Origin of the sequence: Mycoplasma simbae ATCC 49888 (assembly GCF_000702705.1) — a bacterium.
In the GTDB taxonomy this organism is placed as follows: domain Bacteria; phylum Bacillota_I; class Bacilli_A; order Mycoplasmatales; family Metamycoplasmataceae; genus Mycoplasmopsis; species Mycoplasmopsis simbae.
The window spans coordinates 25,149-47,027 of record NZ_JNJG01000005.1 but is presented as its reverse complement, the minus strand read 5'-3'; the positions used below and the strand labels follow the sequence as shown (position 1 = coordinate 47,027).

The window sequence follows — 21,879 nt, the reverse complement described above, 5'->3', positions numbered from 1 at the left end:
TATTTTGATTTATAAACCTGTAAATCGTTGAATTTCATTGCAATAAAAAAATACTAGAAATGAATAACTAGTATTTTCAAATTATTAATAATTTAGTCTTGATAGAATAAGATTTCTCGCTCTAATTTAATAAAATCTTGCAAGTTTGTAATTTCAGACATTTTTAAGCTAAAGTCATTTTTTTGTTGCTTTGTTAGTGAGTTAGAATAGAAAATTAGTGCTTTAAATTTTGCATTTAATAGTTCTAACTGATTTATTTTTGATACTTGGTTGTCTAAGTGATATTGACTATCAATATCTTTAACTTCATTTATCAATAGAGCTTTAGCTTTAGCACTTAAAACAGTTGATTCATCAATTTTGCTAATTACTTCATTTTTATGCATACTTAACTGAATTTTTGATTTAATAAAATCAATTTCATCAGAGTTGTATTCTATATTTGTTGCTCAGCTACTAAAGACACGATATTTGCTAATTAGTTTGTCAGAATTTGAAGGAATCTCAATTATTTTTTTCATTCCTTCATTTATTCAACGGTACATACCACCCAACATTGCTGAAGTTTCCAGCAATTCATAACTTATAGAAGGTGAGTAACTTTCAAGTATAATTTTGCTAAATTCGGATTGAACTGTTTCAGGGACCTTGGCTTCTTCATCATGTAAATATCATACAGCCCTTGCTTTCAAATCTGCATCCGCCCATTATTCGTATATGCGATTTAATTCAAAATACGAAGATGCCTTAGTCATTCTGTAAAGAAATTCTTGTTTTTTTTCCTCCGTTATATGATTAATTCTTTCAATCTCTGAAAACCAGTTAGAAAAAAGGAAATTTAATTGTTTTGCTTCGTCAAATATTTTTCCAATATTTATAACACTATTACTATTTATTGCTTGTGTTTTATAGATTTGCTTATATTGTTGTGGAAGATAACTTAGAGTATCTAACTTAGTAATAAATTCATTTACTTTGCTATTTTGCTCCACAAGATCTCGGATAACGTTATTAAAATCCTCTTCAGTTCTTGCATTTTTAAATTCAAATAATTTTATTGCTCAAAAATGATTATTAAAGTTTAATAATTCAACATGCATTTGCTCTCACGCATGTTTTTTAGCTTGATTCAATTGCGCCAATTCATTATATTTTGCTTGCATTGCTTCACTAGAGTTTTCAGAGTATAAATTGTTATTTATTTTATTTTTAAATTCAAATGATAAAAATTCTAAATTATAAATATCGGATTGCACTTTGGATCTAGCTAACTCAGTTTGATAACGTTCGGGCGTAGCATTCTTTTCCGCAGCGAATACCTCATAAAAATTGGATGCATTATCAATGGCGGTTTTTATTTCTTGTTTTTTGTCAACAGTCAGCTCGCTTGAGCTATCTACTCTTTTTTTGGCGTCATATTTTTCTTTGATAGTTTTTAACTTAAAGTTAACTTTTTCAATATCATCTAGAGTGTTAAATTTCGCAAGTTCGCTTAAAAGCAGTTGCTTTTCTTCTTCTTTAATACCGTTAGAGGCTTCTTTAATACTGTTTTCAACTTCAGTGATTTTGTTTATTAAATCATTGAAGTTGACATATGCATCACTGGCAACATGAAATTTTGTATATGTATAATTAACAATGTCATCTCTATTTGCGTCTGAAGGGCATAAATTTTTCAATTTTGAAATTAATAAATCTACACTTTTCTCCATTTTTTCATGTGCACTTATTCTACCTTCAATGACATATTCATCATCCGACAGAAACATTATTCTTATTCTTTCTAATATTAAATCAATTTTCATTGGCGTAATTGATGGGTGACTTTGTAGATCTTTTATAAGCTTATAAACTTTTTGAGCACGCGTTGTAGCTTGAGAAACTATTGCATCAAACTCATCACTACTTTCAGCTTCAATTATTTTACGAACCGACGACTCTTTATAATACAAAAATGGATCGTCTATAGCCATAATTCTTTTAATCGCATCTTTTCTTAGATTATTATAAGGGATTGCCAACTCGTTTAGAACGCTTACACCTTCTTTAAAAATTTTTTTGGCGTATTCCATTTTCTTTATTCTAGTTAAACCTTCCAAGAAATAGATTTTATTGTACGCGTCACTTTTAGCTGTTGCTAAATCCGTAAATTTTTTTTCAACTTTTGTGAAAGATTCCATGTCTGTGCTCATTTTTACGTTTTCAAGTAGTTCAGTCTTTTCAGAATCATTCAAAAAAATGTTTGCATCAATATCGTTTTTAAATGCATGTTTAATATTATTGATATACTCAACATTAGCAAAAATTTCAATTGCTTTTTCAGGTAAAGTTACATTTTCAATGTCTTTTGCCAGCATATCTTTGTGTTCTTGAGCAATTAAATCGAAATTAGCGATCATATCTTTAACTGTTTTTTAATTTTGTTTAACGTAGCAGATTGATTTTGCGTGTTTAAGTCTACTAATTTTTTAAATTTGTTTTTAATTTGAGTATCTTCTATTTTTTCAAGTTTCGCATTTAAATTAGTAATAAGGGATCTAGAAATATGGTCAAATTCATTGAAAACTGAAGATAATTCTGTAATTGAGTCAAATACGGACAAATTGTATGTTTGCTCGTTCACTCTTTTTTCCAATTCACTTAAATCAACTGTATCTTTTAACTTCTTATTTTCTGTTAATCTAGCTTCTAATTTTTCAATGTTATCAAATAATATATTTAACTTTTCTTGAACCTTATCGTCGCTAACTGTGCGCGCAGAACTATATTCTCCGTAAACTGTTTTTGCTTGTTCTAAATCTTTCTTATATTGCACTTTATCGCTTTGCGACACTTGCTTATTATTATTTATATTATTTAAATCCTGAACCAAAATTTTATTTATTGAATCAATGTTTTTTAATGTTGTGTTGTTATTAGATTGTGGATTTACTTTACCAAAAGATGATATATTAAGCATTACCGCAGTAGTAGTGGCGACGGAAGCAACTACTGAAAGAAGCGCTAATGCCTTTGTTTTCTTTCTCATAATTATCTCCTTTATTATTGCTTAAATTTTATTACTTTTACTAGTGTTTTTTATGAGAAATAAAGAAAAATACAGTATTTTTCAGTGTGTTTTTTCCAATTTCAATGTTTTAAAGTACCTATGGGAAAATTCTAAATAGCTTATTTTTAAAAACTTTAAAAATTTATTAAAGTTGCAAAATAAAAAAAATACTAGTATTTTAGCCACTAGTATTTTCAAATAATTATGAATTTATTATTCTTGATTCAATAATTTTCTTTCCAATTTAATGAAATTATATAAATTGGTTATTTGTTCTAGCTCACTATTAAAATGAGCTTTTTGTTCATCGCTTAAATAACTTGAATTATTTATTAACTCTTTAAATTGGATATTGAATTTTTGAAGTTGCTTAAATCTGGTCCCCAATTTGTTCAATCCGTTTTCAGTATCTATTTGTTTAATTTCGTTTATTAAAGTGGTTTTAGCGTTAGCACTTAAAACGCTAGAAGAAATTTGAGTAATTAAATCGTTTTTTTGTGCGATTAATTTAAGTTTAGACTCGACAAAAGCATCAATAGTGTCTATTTGGTAAAGAATTGCTTTTGATTCAATTATATCTTTATACTTATTAACAACAGATTGCGAACTTGCATTCGTTGTTAACTTTTCAAGTCCATTTTTCAATGAGGTGAATAAATAAACAAAACTTTCAGCAAGCTCAGAAGATTGTCAAGACCTAGATACAGTATTTGTATTGCTTAAAACATAATTAAATTGTGTTTTAATTTCGTCGGGAATATTTACTTCAGCATCATTTAAAAAAGCTAGAGTTTTAATTTTATTGTAGTCTAGTGTAATAGCATTATAAGTTTCACGTAAGTTAACTAACGATTTAGCAGCACTAATTTTATCTATATCTTCTTGATTTTGTTCTTTGGTTGTATATTCTCTAGATTGAATTTCTTCCACGTTATACAAGAAATTTGTATTTATATCCTTAGCTTGCTCTAGTAAACTATCTATAGATGCTGGTGTAGCGGCATTTAATGCTTGAAAAATCAATTCATTTTTGAATTCTTCTGAAAGGTAAGTTAATTTATCTAATTGTGAGCTAAATTGCTCAACTTTGCTATTTTGCTCTAATATTTCAGTGATAACATTGTTAAATTCTTCTTCTGTTCGAGCATCATTGAATTTAAATTTTTTAAATTTTCAAACATAGCTATTAAAATTATCCACATTAACATTTAATCTAGCTCATTCCTGTTTTTTGGCCTCATTTAACTGAATTAATTCATCTAACTTAGTTTGAATAGCTTCCTCAGAATTGGTTGTATATAAATATCCATTTACTTCAGTTTTAAAATAACGGGACAAATATTCCATCTGGCTTATTTGCGACTGTGCTCTTGCTCTTGCCAGCTCTGATGGATAAATATAATCACTTGTTGCTTTTCTTTCTGCTATTACTATTTCATAGAAATTATTAGTGTTGTCAATTTCTTCTTTTATTTTTTGTTTTTGCTCAGAAGATAATCTTGATGTGTTATCAACTCTTGACTTAGCGTGATCACGCTCCTTCATTGTTTTTAATTCAAAATTAATCTCTTCAACGTCATTTAAAGTATAAGCTGACTTAAATTTAGACAATAATAGAGCTTTCTTTTCTTCATTGACACCCCTAGAAGCGTTTGTAATTTCACTTTTAACAGTATATATTTGATTAAGCAAATGACTTAAATTTTCTTTAGCTTTTGACTCATTAAATGCAGAATATCAAAATCTGATTATAGCTTCACGCTCTTGTTCATTCATTCCTAAATTTCTTAATTCCAAAATCAATTCATTGATTTTTCGTTCTGATTCTATACTTCTAGGTATTTTATTATTTAAAATGTAATCAACACTGTCTTCTCTGCCGTCGGCAACTGTGTATAATTCAGAGTCCACTTCCAACTTATTTATTGAAGGGTGACTTTGTAATTGTTTAATAACTTCTTTTAATTTTTCGCTTATTGCCCTGGCATCAGTAATTATTTGCTCAAATTCAGTCTCATTAGTTGCTGAATAAATTTTATCTACTAGATTGTTTTTATAAGCAGAATAAGGAATATCCAATGATAAAATGGAATTAATTGCTTTTAGGCGCGCTTTATAATCTGGTATAACAGCGTCTTCAATAACGTTTACACCAGTTTCAATTACTTGATTTTTGTACTCTTCTTTTTTTTCATTAGTAAATAAGTTAATAATGTATATTTTGTTAATTGCATCGCTTTTGCTCTTTACTTTAGCAAAAAAGCTTTTTTGTAAATTTAAAATTGAGTCTAAATCATCGCTGCTTATTAAATTTTGCTCAAGGATTTGTTTTTCGGAATTGTTCAAGAGATTGTTTTCAGCAATATCATTTTTAATAGATTGTTTTAAATCGTTAATATTTTCAGCATCGAAAAATAATTCCAACGCTTGCTCGGGAAGTATTGAATTTTCAATATTTGACAGCAAAATATCTTTATTTTTTCTTGAAAATAAATCCAAATCGCTTATTTTATTTTTTAATGTATCTTTAACTTTGGATAAAGACTTAGACTTGTTCAAACTATTTAAATTTACTAAATTATTAAACTTATCTTTTGTCTCTTGATTGTTTGTTTTTTCGACCAGTGGTGTTAGCTTTTCAATATATGAAGCAATAATGTGCTCTGATTTATTGAAAACCGAGGCAAATTCAACATTTTCAATTGAATTTGCTAATTTTTTAGTTTGTAGATTAATTTTTTGTTCTAATTCAGATAAATCGATTAACTCATCTTTTTCATTATTAGAATTTAATTTATTTTCCAGTTCGCTAATGTTAGCAGACAAGGTATTAAGTTTTTCTTCGGATTTTTTTGCAACAGCACTGCGCGCTGAACTGTTATTAGCATAAATAGACTTAGCGGTAGCTAAATCTTTTTCATATTTACTTTTATCACTTTCGCTTATTTTTTTATTTGCGTCAATCTCTTTTAAATCCTTAATTAAAACTTTATTTATTAAATCAACCTGATCAAAGTGTGGATAGACAATGTTTCGCGAATTATTGTTTGCACATGCCGATAAATTTAGTGCGAGTGCCGTAGTTGTGGCAACAGAAGCAACAACTGTTAATACTGAAATTATGTTCTTTTTTCTTCCCATTGATGTTCCTTTTGTCAATAGTTTTATTTTATGTCTGGATTATAAATGATAAAAGCATTGGTTGAGTCAATGCTAGTTAACTTGTTTTTTAAATACTATTTAATATTGCCAAAACGGCGTAAATATCGTGTGCATTACGTATTTTTTCTTTAGTTTTTGCTTTTTGTTGTTGATCTAATTCGCTTTTTTCAAGCTTGTATAAAGCTAATAATTTACCTTGATTTAAAAGCTCGAAATCTTCCACTTTTTTGTTTAGCAAAATAACCGAATCAATATCTAAAATTTTTGCTTTAAAGTTGTTTTTGTCTAATTCAGAAAGGTCATCTAGTAATTGTATTTGTTCTATGGCGGCTACTTTGCGTTTTTCTAAATCTTGAAGCAACAGAACGTATGAATCAAGATCGCTTATTTGCGATGCAGATTCAATATATTTATCGAATTTTTGCTTTAATTTTGTTGACACATTCATAAAAGCTGAAACAATATCTAAAGCTTGCGATCGTTTTTCTTCAATGGTGTATCAAGTTCTAATAGCGGAGTTTAGTTTTTCTAAATCAGACATAAGAGCTATATTTTGTATGGTGTGTTTAAATTTATTTATGTCGCTTGTGTCAACTTTGAATTCAATACCCTCTAAAAATGCAATGGTTTTCTCTTTTTCTGCCGCTAATCTTGCTTGAAGTCATATTTTTTCAAAATTATTTCTATATTTTTCATTTGCAAGTTTTTGCAAGTAAAGAGTTTTTGCCTCAGTGCTTAGATCTAAATTCTCAAGTTTGCTTTTTACATGTGTTTTGTGACTTTTGAAAGTACTTCACATCTCATAATGTTCTTGTAAATTATGGATATTATCATCTGCCTTAAAGATATTAATATAGTATGTTTTGTTTTCTTCACCAATCCCCGCGCTATTTCTAACTTCTTCAATGAATTCTTGCTTTTTGCGACCTAATTCAACATATTTGTTGGCGACACTTTGAGCATTCTCGGTATAGTAAGACGATATGATATTTTCCCGTTGAAGAGAGTTTTCAAAATCAAAATAGTATTGGGCATATGGCAAAGTACTTTCATATATGTTTTTAAATTCTTGATTTTTGGCCATGAAAAATTCAATTGTGGACTGTTTTTTCTCTTCGCTAAAGTTACTTATTGAACTTCTAGCTTCAGCAATTTCTCTTAATTTAAATTCTCGATTCAAGAATTCTAATCATATAGCTATGTCTGCCACTGTGTTAAAGTTAATTATATTTTGATTTGGATTTGAGTTTAATTCTTCTTCAGCAATTGCTATTTGGTAAATGTTTTCTGCGCCACGAATTTTTTCAATAAATTGATTGACTTTTTCTTCATTATTTCCATTTTGTCTAAACGTTTGGACAGCTTGCGGTTTGTCTTCAAGGTTTAATTTTACTAACTCGAGCGCATTTTCAATCTCACTTAAACGGTACGCTGATTTAATTTTTCGTAGCACTTGATCACGAATTTGTGGTGTATAAAACTCAGTTGTTTCGCGCATAGCTTGATTTATTTGGGTCATTTTATCGTTTAGCCATGATCCATAAATATCTAAGGAACTTCCTTTTTCAAAACTGTATTTTACTCAGTCAAAGAAATTTGGTTTAAGCGAAGCGTCCAAAACTAATTCATCGAATTTTAAAATATAATTATCAAAAAGAGTTTTTAATTCTTGATGTTGCCTTTTTGGCTCTGCCGTAAATAGTTCTACGTCTTCAACGTTTTCGGTATGTGAAAGAGCTGTAAGTATTGAATTTTGGCGATCGTGTGAAAAATATTCAAAATTTACAATTTGCTCAATTGCTTGCCCTAATTTTAGATTTAAGGCTTGAGCATTTGCAAATATAACTTTAGCATCTTCAATGCCCGAGCTTGAATATATACTGCTTAGAATGCTTCTTTTTTGATCTAAAGAAATAGAATCCATGTTATTGATAGATTCAATGATTGTTTTTAAAGAGTTGTTTTCATTTGTAAAATCAGTTTTTACAGAATCTTTTTCACCGGTTGTTATACGTGCTATGTACTTATTAATTGATTCGTTAGATAAATAAGGCAAACTTTGCAAATCTTTATGTAAATTGCGTCTTGCATTAATTTCTTCTATTATTGTGCCTTCTAATTGATTTAGTCCCTCTAAAGTAGTTACATCTATTATTTTATTAACATAATCTTGTTTATCGTGTTCAGAAAGCAATGACTGATTATCAACAATTGCTTTTAGTATGCTTTTTTCTAAATTTAAATTACTTAAATTATCAACAGATTTTTTTATAAAGACTTTATCATCGCTTTGATCTATATCGTTTTGAACTTTATCTTTATGTGGTTGCGAGATTAATTCAAAATCACCTATGCGCACTTTGGATTCTTCTTTACTTCAAGTATGTTGGGCTCTATTTAAAATTTCCTTGATTGTTGCAATTGTAGTTGCATTATCAATTTCTTTTTTATATGCATCTTTATCGTTGGTATTTAGCCCTGAATTTGCATCAATTTGTTTTTTGGCTTTGTCTTTATATTTTTGTAATGAATTATTAATGTTATTTGTGTTGCTCTTAATAATATTTTCAAACTTGGTACTTAAAGATGAATCAACATTTTTGCTGATTCTTTCTTTAGCTTGTTCAATATCAACGGTTTTAATCGATATTGAATTTTCATATAGGATTTCTAGGCTGTCAAAATTATTTGTTTTTTCTATGTTTTTGCTAATTTGGTTTACTTTTTTCTCAAGTTTTTCAATGAATAATTCAATATTATCAATATTTTCTTGTGGTTTATTCTCTTTATTTTTTAATTCATTTTCGATCTGTTTAATTAAATTTGCTAAAGCGTTATTTTTATTAATCTCAGTATCTGTTTTTATATTGTTTGAGTTAAAAATTCGATACTTTTTGGCTTTAACTAAGTTAGATTGAATGCTATCAATGCTGTCTTGATTTAAATTGCTGTTTTTAAGTTTAATTAAGTCTTTAGTCAATAAATCGATGTAGAAATCTAGATTACCATTGTTTGAATAATCTTCAATATTTTCCTTCACGTTTGCACAACTTTTAGCATGTAGCATTATTGCAGTAGTGGTGGCCACAGATGCAAACACAGACAAAACAGCGATTATGTTTTTTCTTTTTTTCATGTCTTTTTTCCTTTTAAAAATGTTATATAGACTAAATACTCAAAAAACCACATGAAGTGGTTAAAAATTAAGAAATTTTTATTTCACGACCCAGTTTTACAAACTCATGTAGCTGAGTTATAGCCTCAAGTTTTTGTTTGAAAGCGTCTTTTTGTTCCTGTGATATTTCGTTTGTATTATCAATCAAGGCTTTATACTCTTGTTTTTTAGCATTAAACTCGTCAATGTATGCGGAAATGCTGTTTAAATGTGTTTCACTATCAATATCTTTAATTTTGGCAATAAACATGTTTTTATTTTCTTGACTTAAATGTTCTAATGCATTTAATTTGTTAACAAGATTGGTTTTTTGTTCATCTAATCTTTGTTTAGATGTTACGTAATTTCTCTCCAAGTCCGGTGATTCTACGCTGACAAAAAGATCAATTGATGTTTTGTATTTTTGAGCTAATTTTTCAGAAGAATATTTTAGGTTATCAATACTTGTTTTTTCACGATTTTTGTTTTGCAAAGACTGTATGTAAGTAGTTATTAATTTGTAAACATTATCAGCATGATCTAACGTGATAGTAGATTGAATTAATTCATTGAACAAAGTGTTTTTATCTTTATCAATTAATTCACCAGAACTTAAAATCAATTGGCGTATTTTACTTATTTTAATAGCTATTGAAATTTTTTCACCTACTGCATCACCTTCATATAATGAGTTTGCATTATTAATTTGCGACACAAAAGCGTCTTTTTGTTCTTGTGTTAAATGTTCAGATTGACTAGCATTATTGAAAAAACCTTCAAAAGATGTATGAATCTTTCTCAAATCTTCTAAAAAGTAAGCAACTGATTCAATTCTATTAACATTCAAAATGGCAGTTTTAAAGTTATTTTTTAATGTGTCAGAAATTACTTGTAAATTGCTAATTTCAGCAATAGCGTCAGTAACTTTAGTATTTAATTCACTAATAAATGAAATTACAGCGTTTGCATCATTATTTGTTTTAGCATCATTAAATTCAAATTTCTTAAGCTGGAAAAAGTATTTGTTGAAATTAGATTCACTAATATTTAACTGAGCTCAAGACTGTTTTTTGCTTTCATTAAGGTTAACAAGTTCATCTTTTTTAGCATTGAATACATCTTCAGTGTTTTGCGCGTCTAAAAATTTATTAATCTCGTTTTTATATTTTTGTGAAATATATTCTAGCTTAGAAATTTCAGATTGGACTCTTGCTCTTTTAATTTCAAGATCGTGATTTTGTGAATTATTTCATTCAGCTATTTTTACGTCATAGTAATTTTGTGCAGCATCAATATTTCTTTTTATTTCGTCTTTATTAGATGCTAAGGATTGGTTTTGATCAACACGTGTTTTAGCTTCATTTTTTTCTTTTTCAGTTTTAAAATCAAATTCGACACCTAGTAAATCATCGTTAGTAATTACATTTGCCAATTTAGACAATAACGCTTCTTTTTGCTGCTGTGTAAGAACAGATTCATTTGCACCATTAATATCATTATATTTACTTTCAACATTGCCGAGTACGAAATGGTTTAGATTTGCATCAATAGAAGAATGCTTCGCTAATTCAGTAATGGAATTACGAATTTGTTCGTTTACATGTGCTTGCAATAAAGAACTTTTTAGCTGTTCAATTTCATTAGATTTATTTTTATCGCTGCCCACAAACCTTGATAGTATTTCATCAACCTTTCAAACATCTATTGCGTACAATATGTTTTTGATGTGTTCATCTTTAGAAATTTGTGAGATGTTTGTAAGTGATTCAACCTCTTTTTTAGCTTCTTTAACACTATCATTTAAAAGTTTTGCGTTTTCTAAAACTTCACTATACACGTCCATATTGTCTCTATACATTATCAAATCGCGTTCAATAGAAGAATAAGCGCCATCTGTTAAAAATTCTAGCTTTCTTAATTCCTTAATAGTGTTCAATTTAGCTTGATAAATAGGATCCACTGTTTCAGTTAAAAATATTGGACCTTGTTCAATAATTTGTGCAATGAAATTTCTTTGTGTTTCATAACCAAATAAATCCATATTAACAACTTTATTGATAGCACTTGCTTTTTGAGCAACTTTATCGTGGACTAATTGTTCTAACGCTCCGATGTTTTCCGATGTATTAGAAGAAATAAGTTGTGAACTAAAATCAGTTTTTTCTTTTGAGTTTAATAATTCATTGCTCGTAATATCATTTTGAATTGCTTGTTTAGTGTTATTTAAATCCACAGCATCAGCCACTAATTTAAACACTGCTTCTGGTAAATTAGCATTATTAATATCAGTAGATATTAGGTTTTTGTATTCTTGCGAAATTAATATCAATGTATCTAATTGTGGTTTAATTTTTTCTTTAATTTTTGCGAAAGCATTGGATTTATTCGCATTATTTTTCACAATCAATGAATCAAAATTAGCTTTTAATTCTTCGTTATTGCTGCTTGAAATTTGATTGCTTAACTCAGTAACACGTTTAACTAAGATCTTTTCTGATTCATTAAAAACATCAAGATAGTGACTAGATTCAGTTGATGTTGTCAATAACTTAGACTGTGCGTCAATATCTGATTTTAATGCGTCTAGTTGCAATTGCAATTCATTGGCTGAGTTATTGTCTTGTGGTTTTTCCACTAATTTTGATTCCAGCAATATAATATTTTGCTCTAGCTGTGTTAACTGTTCTTTTTGGTTTTGACTCAATGACTCGTTCATTGAAGAATACTTAGTATGAATTTGTTTGGCTGTTTGCACATCGGCTTTAAATTGGTCTTTTTGTGCTTGAGAAGGTTCAGACTTATCTTTAAATGCTTTTAAGTCCAAACTTATAATTTGATTTTGAATTTCTAATTCGTCTTGTGCTTCAATATTGTTGGCAGTATTTGTAGGTTGCTGTGTTTTTGTTACGGCAGTAGTTACCACTATTGCAGTTACAGTTCCTACGGACGCAATAATAGATAATACGGCAAGTGCGTTATATTTCTTACTCATGGTCTCTTTCTGTGTTTAATTTTGATTAATCTTGCAATTTTAATTGCAATAATATGAATATATTCAACATTAAAACACAAAAACTTATTTTTTCAAAAATATTTTGTGCAAAAAAGCACTTTTTTGCGTAAAAATGTCAATTTTATGCACAGAAATACGTTTATGGACATAATTTCAGACAAAAAATTACATTTTGTTAATGTTTTTTGACTCAAATTAACTCAATTAAAATACAAAAAACCACACCGCTAGGTGCGATTTTTGATATGGTGCCGATTACGAGAATCGAACTCGTGGCTACTGATTACGAGTCAGCTGCTTTACCACTAAGCGAAATCGGCAAAACAACTATTTTGTTTTTAAAATAATTGTTTGTTTTTTTCCTTTTTTAAAGAAAGCAAATTTTCCTTCAAATAATTTAGGAGAAAAAACAGTTTCTTCATTAATTATTGAGCCATCTAATTTTAAAGCTTTATTTGTAATAAACTCACGCGCTTCGCGTTTTGATGCAATTACTTTGGATTCAATCAGAGATTCAATTATGTTGGCATCTTTTGCTAGTTCAACTACTGGTAAATATTCACTCATAGCTTCTACTTCACTCGAATGCAATGTTGATATATCAAAATTTTTATTAAATAAAATGTTACTGATGTTCACTGAAATTTTAGCTTCCTTTTCGCCAAAAATATCGCTCACAACGGCATAAGCTAATTTTTGTTGCGCATATTGAGCTGACGGATTTTGGTTATGCTGGAACATTATTTGTTCAATTTGCTCCAAGTCAATAAATGTTAGTCAAAGAAGTAATTTATGAACTATGGCGTCTGATGTTGTTACTAGGTATTGATACATATTGTAGGGTGAAACCATTTTTTTGTCAAGTCATAACGCTCCCCCACCTGTGCTCTTACCAATTTTTTTACCATTTTCATCAGTTAATAAATCAATTGTAATCCCCACCGCTTGTGAGTTGTCGCTGCCCACAACTGTAGAAATCATATCCAATCCTGTCGTAATGTTGCCTCATTGGTCTGATCCACCCACTTGGACCTTGACATTATTGTTTTTGTATAAATGTAAAAAGTCATATCCTTGAAGCAATTGGTAGGTAAATTCAGTAAACGAAAGCCCACGCTCAATTCTGCTTGAAACTGAATCTTTGGCCAGCATATAAGAAATATTTATTAACTTACCAGCGTCTCTTAAAAATGTTAAAACATTCATATCCTTGTAGATGTCATAATTATCCACAACTTCCAATCCTTGAGACTCTAGTTGAGATTTAATTTTGTTTTTGTTGGCAATAACTTGTTCATTTTTTAACAATACTCTTTCAGAGTCTTTAAAAGAAGGATCTCCTATCATTCCGGTTGCTCCACCAATTAGAGCAACAGCATTATATCCAGCCATTTTGAATCTTTTTAGCGTAGAAATGATAATGTAATTGCCTAAGTGTAAACTTTGTGCTGTGGGGTCAAAACCTGCATAAATACTAATGTTTTTAGGGTCTAAAGAACTAAATTTTGCTTCATTTGAAATTTGTTTTAAAATACCTCTTTGCTTCAATTCATTAATAATATTCATATTATGCCTCGCTATATTCAAAAATTAATTCAGGATAAAATAATTCAATTGTTGAGCCTAAATATTTGTCTTTTTTGCTCAAATCAACTGAAGATAAAACATCGTTTTTAAATTCATCCTCATATTTAGGTAAGTTTAAAGATGTTGCACTGCACAACATTGCTTCACTAGCCACATTCATAACTTCGCCAGTTTTAATAACGGTGCCATCTGGTGTAATAATGCCGTTTGCGTATCAAGCTAGATATTTACCAACTGTTGTATATAAAGTGTTTGTAATTATTGTTTTTGTACTGTAGCCAAAATCTACTCTTAAAACAAATAACTTTTCACTTTTGGGGTGATTTTCACGCTCAATTATTTTACCAATTTCAATATTTGCATAATCTTTAAAACGGTAATGACGAGAACTTTGACTCACAATGAAATTTTCAACTAGCGTTCCTAATTTGGCTGGCAAAATCCCTCAAGTTTTTGAAGCTAATTTAATTGTTGGATCAGTAATAATTATTGAACTAACGCTAAAATCGCTATCACGGAAATGGATAACGTATTTTGCATCACCTGATTCAATAACCTCATAATCAGTTGCCACCACGGAGGCATCGTATATAACTTCAAATGTATTCTTAAACTCTTTATCGTAATTAATCAAAATAGCCATAATAATTATTATACTTAATTTGATTCAAATTGTTAAAATATGCACAATTTTGCTTTGTATACTGTCAAGTTTAAAAAGTTTCAATGAAAAATAAAATACAAAAACACCCTTTCGAGTGTTAATTAAAAGTTGGTATCCACAATCCTATATACATCGTTAATGTTGCTGGTTTGCTGGATAGATTTAATAATTTCTTGTTTTTGTGACTCATTAAGCGAATCATTGCTCATGATTTCGTTTTGTGCCAACAGTTTAGATTCACTTAATCTTTCAAAGTATTGATTTAGCCTTTGTTGTTCGTCTATATCAAAAGTATTTTTAGTTTTAACGTGAAAAATGTTTATATCGGGCCCACTTAATCCTTTAAGATCAGCTATGGTTTTTAATGATTGAGCTTTATATGAGTCTAGTTTTTTAATTTTGTCTGCTAATATATTCACATCTTCAACACTTAGGCCTTGACTTAATAAATTAATGTAGCGCTCTTTAACAATGTCACTAACATTGGTTAAGGATTGAACAATTGGCAATACTTTTTTAATTTCTAACTGAATATTTATTCAATTTTCTATTTTTAGCCCTACTTTAATGACTTCAGAAAGTGAAGGAATAGATCTAATAATACTTATAAACTTGGCAACTAATTCTTTATTTGATTCACTTGACACAGTCAATAATTTTGCCTCTATTGATTGAACAACGTCCTCAATTTTAGATTCAATCTTAATTGATGCTAAATCTTCTAGAAATGAAACTTGTTGAACTTTGGCTTTAAACTCTTGTTTTTGCTCTTGTGTTAAATTGGTTAAAGCTTCAATAATGTTGACGAAATTGTGTTTTTCTTGAATAAATTCGTCAAGATTTGTTTTCCATTTATTAAACTCTTCATTGGTTGAAAATGTTTTGATTTTGTTTATTCATGGAGTCATCGTCTCATTTGCAAAAAGATTTGATTGCACCAATTCATTAACTGCATTTTTCTTTTTATTAACAAGATCTCTATATGATTGAACAATTGTGTTTAAATAACTTTCATCAGTGGAGTATATAAATTGTTCTTTTACTTTGTTGATCGCAAAAATATCAAAATAATTTTGACTTAAATTAAGATCGTTGAAATGTTTTTCTTTTTTAGCATTTAAACTTACAAAATCATTTTTTATCTGTGAAGCTTGTTCAAGTGTAGATGTATTGATATTTGACTCTACGTCTGCAATCTGACTTAACGAAACGAATTTAAGTTTATTTATTTCTTCTTTTAGCAATAATTTTTTATGATATTCAGAATTTAGCTCATTATTTTGCAGTGTTGCGATACTAATTCCGGGGATGGTGCTAGCTTGGTTTATTGTCTCAATAAATCTGGTTTTTTCTTCTTGTGAATATTTGTTAGATCTGTTAATTTTTGCAATTTCTTCAATTTTTTTTCTTTCCACAACCAGTTGATATCTTACAAAATCTATATCTGTTCTAGAAAGTGAATGTTTAATTTGGTTAATAATTTCATTCTTTCTTTGCTGGTTTAATCCTTCTAAATTATTGACGTTATTCAACTCCTCCCTAGCAGAACTAAATCAGTTCGAATACTCTTGAGGCGATGCATAAAGATCATAATTATTTTGTAAATGTTCAAGCAATTGTTGTCTAATTGTGTCATCAAGTACAAGTTCTTTGTGTTCGTTAATTATTGAACTTTTTGGATATTCATGATTAATTCTGTAATTTTCTTTAATTCCCTCCATTAGAGATTTTAACTTGTTTAAATTATTCTCATTATCCAGTCTAGATAAATATTTACGCTTGCCAATGCTATTGTCGTAATCAAATGAAGAAATATTATTTTTGTATTGAGTCAATGCGGTGTTTAAATCAGCTGCGGATTCTAAAATATTGTTGGCAATATTTTTAGTTTTATTTGCAATTAAACGCTCACTAAAATGAGTTTTTTGCTCTTGTGAAAGATCAATCAATGATTGAATACTTTTAAGGGTTCGTTCGCGTGAAATTTCTTCTTGATCTAACTCAGGTTTAATTTCATTTAGTTGTGCTTTTTTAAGACTTTTGATGTATTCATTTACCATTTCTTCAGGCAACAAAATACTATTTTTTATGTGATTAATTGCTTTTTTACGCTCCACAACAAGTTGAGTAAATTTTTCAACCAATTTATCTACTGAGTTTTGGTTTTTGCTTTCAATTAATTCATCAATGAAATTTTGTTTTTCGTTATCTGTGATTAAATCTACACTATCAATCTCGTTTTTTATAACGCGTTTATTGCTGTTAAAATTGACTATCTGTTCAATTGAGCTTAAAGCATCGTAAATGTCTTGTGGGTTATTGACGCTATTTTCCACTTCGTGTTTGTGTTCGTTAGATATTAACTCTAATCCAGCCAATGAATGTAATGCGTTGCTTATCTTTAGTTCTTTTTTGTGTTTTTTAAGTATTGCTTTAATTTTTGCAATATCAGTTGCCTGGTCAATTTCGTTTTTGATGTTTGTTTGCTCATTTTGGTTTAAATGACTAAAAGTGTCAACTTCTGTTTTAGCGATTGATTTGTATTGGTTTAAAGCCCCTAACAAGTTATCATTATTTTTATTGTCCAGTTTACTTAACTTATTCAAAACACCTTGTTGATACTTATTGTAGTAATTTTTAAACAATTTTGCTAAATGATCTTGTTTTAATGAATTGGAATGATTGTAAATTTTTTCTAATTCGTGGTATTTATTCGCTTTAGTTAAATTAACTGCATTTTCGTTGATTACTCGCTCAAGTTCATCTAAATTTGGCACGTATTGGCTCGAATGGGTTGAATCAAAATTAATGTTTTGATTTTTATTTACGTTTGCACAGCTGGAAGCATATAGCATTATAGCTGTAGTGGTTGCTACTGACGCGACAACACTTAAAAGCGAAAGCACGTTTCTTCTTTTTCTCATTTTGACCTCATTTTGAATACAAATATGTGTATTTTATTTGTTTGTATTTTAAAGCAAAATAAAAATGATGTCACGAAAAAGGCGTATTTACAGTTATTTTAGTATAAAAAAACGCCATGAGGCGTTTTAGATAAATAAATTAGTGTTTTGCTTTTTCTAATTCTAGTTTTAGATGTGCTGCTCTTGCTGCTTCTCAAACGATTTCGTTGAATGTTGGGTGTGGGTGAGTTGTGTAGGTAATGTCTGAAACAGTTAGTTTGTGTTGCATTGCCATACCGATTTCAGCGATGTAGTCGGTTGAGTTAGCACCAATGATTGAAGCACCTAGAATTAATCCTGTTGCACGATCAACTACAAGTTTACAAAAACCTGATGTATCTTTAGTTGCGATAGCTTTCCCTAGGTAACAGAATGCATATTTAGATGAAAATGCATCAAAACCTAATTCTTTAGCTTTTTCTTCTGTTACACCAATCACCGAAATTTCTGGATGTGTGTAGATGCAACCAGGCACTGGTTTTGTTAATTCATATTTAACATCGTGTCCTAAAATGTGCGCAACAGCTGTTAAAGCGTGTTGGTAGGCAACGTGAGCCAACATGTTTTGAGCTGTTAAGTCACCAATTGCATAAACATTTTCAACATTTGTTCTTAGGTATTCATCTACTAGAACTTCTTTTCTTTGACCTAATTCAACACCTGTATTTTCTAGGTTGTGTGAGTTAGGAATACGTCCAACAGCAATTAAGTAAATGTCGCTAGTAATAGTTTTTTGTTCACCGTTTACTTCGTAAACTAATTCTTTAGCTTCGTTTAAACCTGTTGTAGTAGCACCATAAATCACTTCAATTCCACGTGCTGTAAAGTGTTTTGTAATTTCTTTAATTACATCTTTGTCCATACCTGTTAGTAGGCTGTCTGTGTTTTGGATAATTGTAACTTTTGAACCTGCAGTTGCAAAAACTTGAGCAAATTCAACACCAATAACACCACCACCAACGATAGTTACAGTTTTTGGTAATTCTTTATCAAAGTTAATTGCTTCACGAGATGAAAGAACTTTGAAGTCTTTGTATCCTTGTTCAAATCCATTTAGCTGTTCAAGTCTACGTGCACGACTACCCATAGCCATAATAATGTGTTGTCCTTTGTAAACTTTGCCATTTACTTTAACAACGTGTGAACCTAGTCATTCAGCTTCACCTTCTTCAATAGCAACTTTAGAACCTTTCATTAGCATTTTTACGCCGCCTGAAATTTGTTTAACAACTGCTGCTTTTCTTTCGTGCATTTTTCTTCATGTTGCATCTAAGTCAATTTTTAAATCTTCTAGATTTGCAACAACGCCATAGCTAGCCGCATCTTTAAGTGTGTCAATTACGTGAGCTGAAGCTAACATTGCTTTAGTCGGAATACATCCAACGTTCAAGCAAACACCACCTCAGAATTCTTTTTCAATAATTAAGGTTTTTTTACCTGATTTACCTAGTTCTTCAGCTGCTAAGTAACCACCAGGACCAGCCCCAACAACGATAACTTCATATTCAGCATCGATGTGGCCGTTGTAAGCTACACCTTGTTCGCTAAAAGCTTTTTTCATAATTTATTTCCCTTTCGTTCAACGTCAATATTAATGTTGATACTCCATATATTATAAAATCATTTCGCTAAATGTATATAAATATGTGTATAAAATCTTAATTAGATCTAAAAGGCTTTATGTTTATAATTAGAGTATGTCAAATACAATAGAAATTAAAATTGAGATTCCAAAAGGATCTAACATTAAATATGAATACGACCGTGCTGATGGCCAAATTCACGTAGATAGAATATTAAGAGGAGATTTTGTTTATCCAGCAAATTATGGATTTATTCCAAATGCTTTAGATTGAGATGGTGATGAATTAGATGTTTTGGTTTATTCACCAGAAAAATTTATTCCTGGTGTTTTAATGAATGTTCGTATTATTGGAGCGATGAAAATGATTGATTCAGGTGAAACAGACACTAAATTAATAGCTGTTCATGCTGACGATTATAGATTAGATCACATTGAAAAATTAGATCAATTACCAGAACCATTCCTAATAGATGTAGAAACATTTTTCAATAACTACAAAAATTGAAAAAAACCAGGTGCATCAAAAGTTACCGGCTTTGAAGGTGTTGAATGGGCATTGGCTGAGCTTGACGAATGTAAACATTTAATGGTTGAATATGGAAAAATGCCTAAAAAAGAATTTATTAAATTAATGATGCAAAAACACCCAGAAAAATACGAAGCTTAATTAAATTTGTCTTGTGCAAATTTTTTTATTAATCTTAATAGCTTTAATGTAACAAAATAATCAGAATAAAAATATATAATTAAAATATAGGAAATAATTCCTAAATAACAAAAAATAGAAAGGAAGAATTATGAGTAAAAGTATCAACGCTTTAAGAAAAGAAAGTCAACTAAAAACAATGATTGCACAGATTGTTTCAACAGAGTTGACAAATGTAAACATAATCGATCCAACAGTTATTGATTGTGAACTTTCTGCTGATTCTTCACACGCAAAAGTTTTTGTCACCTTTGGTGCTAAACCACAGGAAGGAATTGAAGCAATTAGAAATGCAGCAGGTTTTGTTAGAAAAACACTTGCTCACTCTCTTAATTGAAGAAAAGTACCAGAAATCCATTTTGAATTGGATACCGTTATTGACGGTGCAATGAAGATTGAAAAAATCTTGGAACAAATCAAAGAGGAAAAATAATTGATAAACAAAAATAGGGATTGCTCCCTATTTTTCGTTTGTAAATTAATTATTCTTTTTATCTTTTGTTTTCTTAGATAAAACATGAATTAATAATGCAAGTGTTACAATACTTGTAATTACTGCAAGAATTAATAAAATAATGCTAATTTGATTTATAGTTGTGTTTTTACTTGTTTCAAGTGTAGAACTTGGTTTATCCTGGGTTTTATTAGAGTTAGATGCTTGCAATTGTTCTCTGGCTTGAGCTAATTCTTGCTCTAATCTTTGAATAGTTGCATCTTTGGCTAAAATAGAATCTTTTAGCATTTTTTGAATTTCAGCAACTTTTTCAGCAACTGAGTCAGATGATGTTTGAGTTCCTGATTGTTGATTTCTTTTGCTCATCATTTTAAATAAAGCGTCTGAAAATTTATATATATCTTGCACCTCGGTTGAAGCGTCTAAATCAGTATAAAAACTATTTAGCAATTCTGCATCTTTACTTAATTCATCTACAAATGGCTTAATAATGACGGCCATTGAATAAGCAACAGCCGCATCTTCCATAGTGTAGAGCATTTCTTCAAGAGCCTTACTTACGTTGATGTCTGCTTTTAAATTGTCTTCATTGCCTTCTTCAAATAATTCCGTTTTTGTTGCATTTAGACGTGTTTCTGAATTGGTTAAAACTTTTTCAATTAAGTCAACTTTAATTCCCGAAGACTTAACCTCTGCTAGTAAAGTTTTTACACCTTCGACACCGTTTTTAAGGGTTGTATAGTGGCTTTTTAAATTTTCATTAAGTGAAGATGTGGTAGCTGGAGTTGTTGAACTAGAAGCTGTTTTATAATCAGATACAGTTTGCTTTAAAACCTGGGCTATAGCAGACTGAATAATAGCTAAGTTGTTTTCATAAGTTCTTTTTGCCCCTTGTTTATCTTTTGCGATTTTTGCTTGAGAATAAAGATCTTGTTTCGCTTTAGTTTCGAAGCTGTTGTCATTTCTATCAGAAACTATTACATGGAATTGTTGTAATGACGACAAAATCGTGTTAAGAGTGTTAAAATCAGAAATAAGACTTGATAGATTTTGAGATAGATAATCTAAATTTTCTTTATTTTGATCAATTGCGCTTATTTGTTTGGTAACTTCTGCATCCACTTCATTTAATAAAGAAATAAACTCAGCATCTGTGTATAAAGTTTTTATTCTATTTGTTAATTGGTCCAAAACAAATTTAAAACGTTTATAGTATTCAAAAATTTGTTTTTGATATCTGTGAGCATTTGCTGTTGAATTTTCCGTTGCTTCTGGTTGAGAATTTAGCCTAGCTGATACTGTTGTTAGTGGCAATAACGACCCACCCATCGCTAAAGCAGATAAAGATAAAGTTTTTAATTTTAGTTTTCTCATGTTTTCCTTTTAAATCCCTTTTGTGTAAACTATTTACATTTTTATATTAATATCCTCAATTTAATTTTCAATAATATATTGCTTGAAACAAGGATAAAAGCATTATAGCATCATAAATATTTGAAAAAGCATTTTTTATAAAAAAATTGGTGATTTTGCTTTAATTAA

The 21,879-nt window shown here is 29.4% G+C and carries 13 protein-coding genes and 1 tRNA gene; 2 read left to right on the top strand and 12 right to left on the bottom strand.

Features of this window, described 5'->3' with window-relative positions:
- Positions 1-92 precede the first annotated feature (92 nt).
- The 11 genes from T329_RS0101150 to lpdA form a co-directional block, all read right to left on the bottom strand.
- Positions 93-692, bottom strand: a complete 600-nt coding sequence (locus T329_RS0101150) for a hypothetical protein (protein WP_029608613.1) — start codon at positions 690-692, stop codon at positions 93-95.
- Positions 693-707: 15 nt separating this feature from the next.
- Positions 708-2,399 carry a GA module-containing protein gene (locus T329_RS0101145; RefSeq protein WP_029608612.1) on the bottom strand — a complete coding sequence of 564 codons (1,692 nt, stop codon included), beginning with the start codon at positions 2,397-2,399 and terminating at the stop codon, positions 708-710.
- Positions 2,378-3,028 carry a hypothetical protein gene (locus tag T329_RS0101140; RefSeq protein ID WP_029608611.1) on the bottom strand — a complete coding sequence of 217 codons (651 nt, stop codon included), beginning with the start codon at positions 3,026-3,028 and terminating at the stop codon, positions 2,378-2,380. The genes T329_RS0101145 and T329_RS0101140 overlap by 22 nt, the downstream gene beginning before the upstream one ends.
- Positions 3,029-3,262: 234 nt before the next feature.
- Positions 3,263-6,190 carry a hypothetical protein gene (locus tag T329_RS0101135; RefSeq protein ID WP_029608610.1) on the bottom strand — a complete coding sequence of 976 codons (2,928 nt, stop codon included), beginning with the start codon at positions 6,188-6,190 and terminating at the stop codon, positions 3,263-3,265.
- Positions 6,191-6,278: 88 nt separating this feature from the next.
- Positions 6,279-9,347, bottom strand: a complete 3,069-nt coding sequence (locus T329_RS0101130) for a GA module-containing protein (RefSeq protein WP_029608609.1) — start codon at positions 9,345-9,347, stop codon at positions 6,279-6,281.
- A gap of 67 nt (positions 9,348-9,414) precedes the next feature.
- Positions 9,415-12,357 (bottom strand): GA module-containing protein, encoded by a 2,943-nt coding sequence (locus T329_RS0101125; RefSeq protein ID WP_029608608.1) that lies wholly within the window; start codon positions 12,355-12,357, stop codon positions 9,415-9,417.
- A gap of 267 nt (positions 12,358-12,624) precedes the next feature.
- Positions 12,625-12,698: transfer RNA gene (locus tag T329_RS0101115), tRNA-Thr, on the bottom strand.
- 7 nt (positions 12,699-12,705) lie between these two features.
- The gene (gene tyrS / locus T329_RS0101110) at positions 12,706-13,944 is read right to left on the bottom strand and encodes a tyrosine--tRNA ligase (protein ID WP_029608606.1); all 1,239 of its coding nucleotides are present in this window, start codon (positions 13,942-13,944) and stop codon (positions 12,706-12,708) included.
- Between the two features lies 1 nt (position 13,945).
- Positions 13,946-14,608: a TyrS-associated PheT N-terminal domain-related protein TapR gene (gene tapR / locus T329_RS03725; RefSeq protein WP_156933772.1), complete on the bottom strand. Its 663-nt coding sequence runs from the start codon at positions 14,606-14,608 to the stop codon at positions 13,946-13,948.
- A 122-nt stretch (positions 14,609-14,730) separates the two neighbouring features.
- Positions 14,731-17,553, bottom strand: coding sequence for a GA module-containing protein (locus T329_RS0101100; protein ID WP_029608604.1), 2,823 nt, complete (start codon positions 17,551-17,553; stop codon positions 14,731-14,733).
- A gap of 139 nt (positions 17,554-17,692) precedes the next feature.
- On the bottom strand, positions 17,693-19,153 hold the full coding sequence (gene lpdA, locus T329_RS0101095; protein WP_029608603.1) for a dihydrolipoyl dehydrogenase: 1,461 nt from the start codon (positions 19,151-19,153) through the stop codon (positions 17,693-17,695).
- A gap of 136 nt (positions 19,154-19,289) precedes the next feature.
- Here lpdA and T329_RS0101090 point away from each other — a divergent pair, with 136 nt between their 5' ends.
- A complete protein-coding gene (locus T329_RS0101090) occupies positions 19,290-19,844 on the top strand; it encodes an inorganic diphosphatase (protein WP_029608602.1) in 555 nt (184 codons plus the stop codon).
- Positions 19,845-19,974: 130 nt separating this feature from the next.
- A complete protein-coding gene (gene rbfA, locus T329_RS0101085) occupies positions 19,975-20,316 on the top strand; it encodes a 30S ribosome-binding factor RbfA (protein ID WP_029608601.1) in 342 nt (113 codons plus the stop codon).
- A gap of 45 nt (positions 20,317-20,361) precedes the next feature.
- Here the strand turns inward: rbfA and T329_RS0101080 are convergent, their stop codons facing one another.
- Positions 20,362-21,711, bottom strand: a complete 1,350-nt coding sequence (locus T329_RS0101080) for a hypothetical protein (protein ID WP_029608600.1) — start codon at positions 21,709-21,711, stop codon at positions 20,362-20,364.
- Positions 21,712-21,879 lie beyond the last annotated feature (168 nt).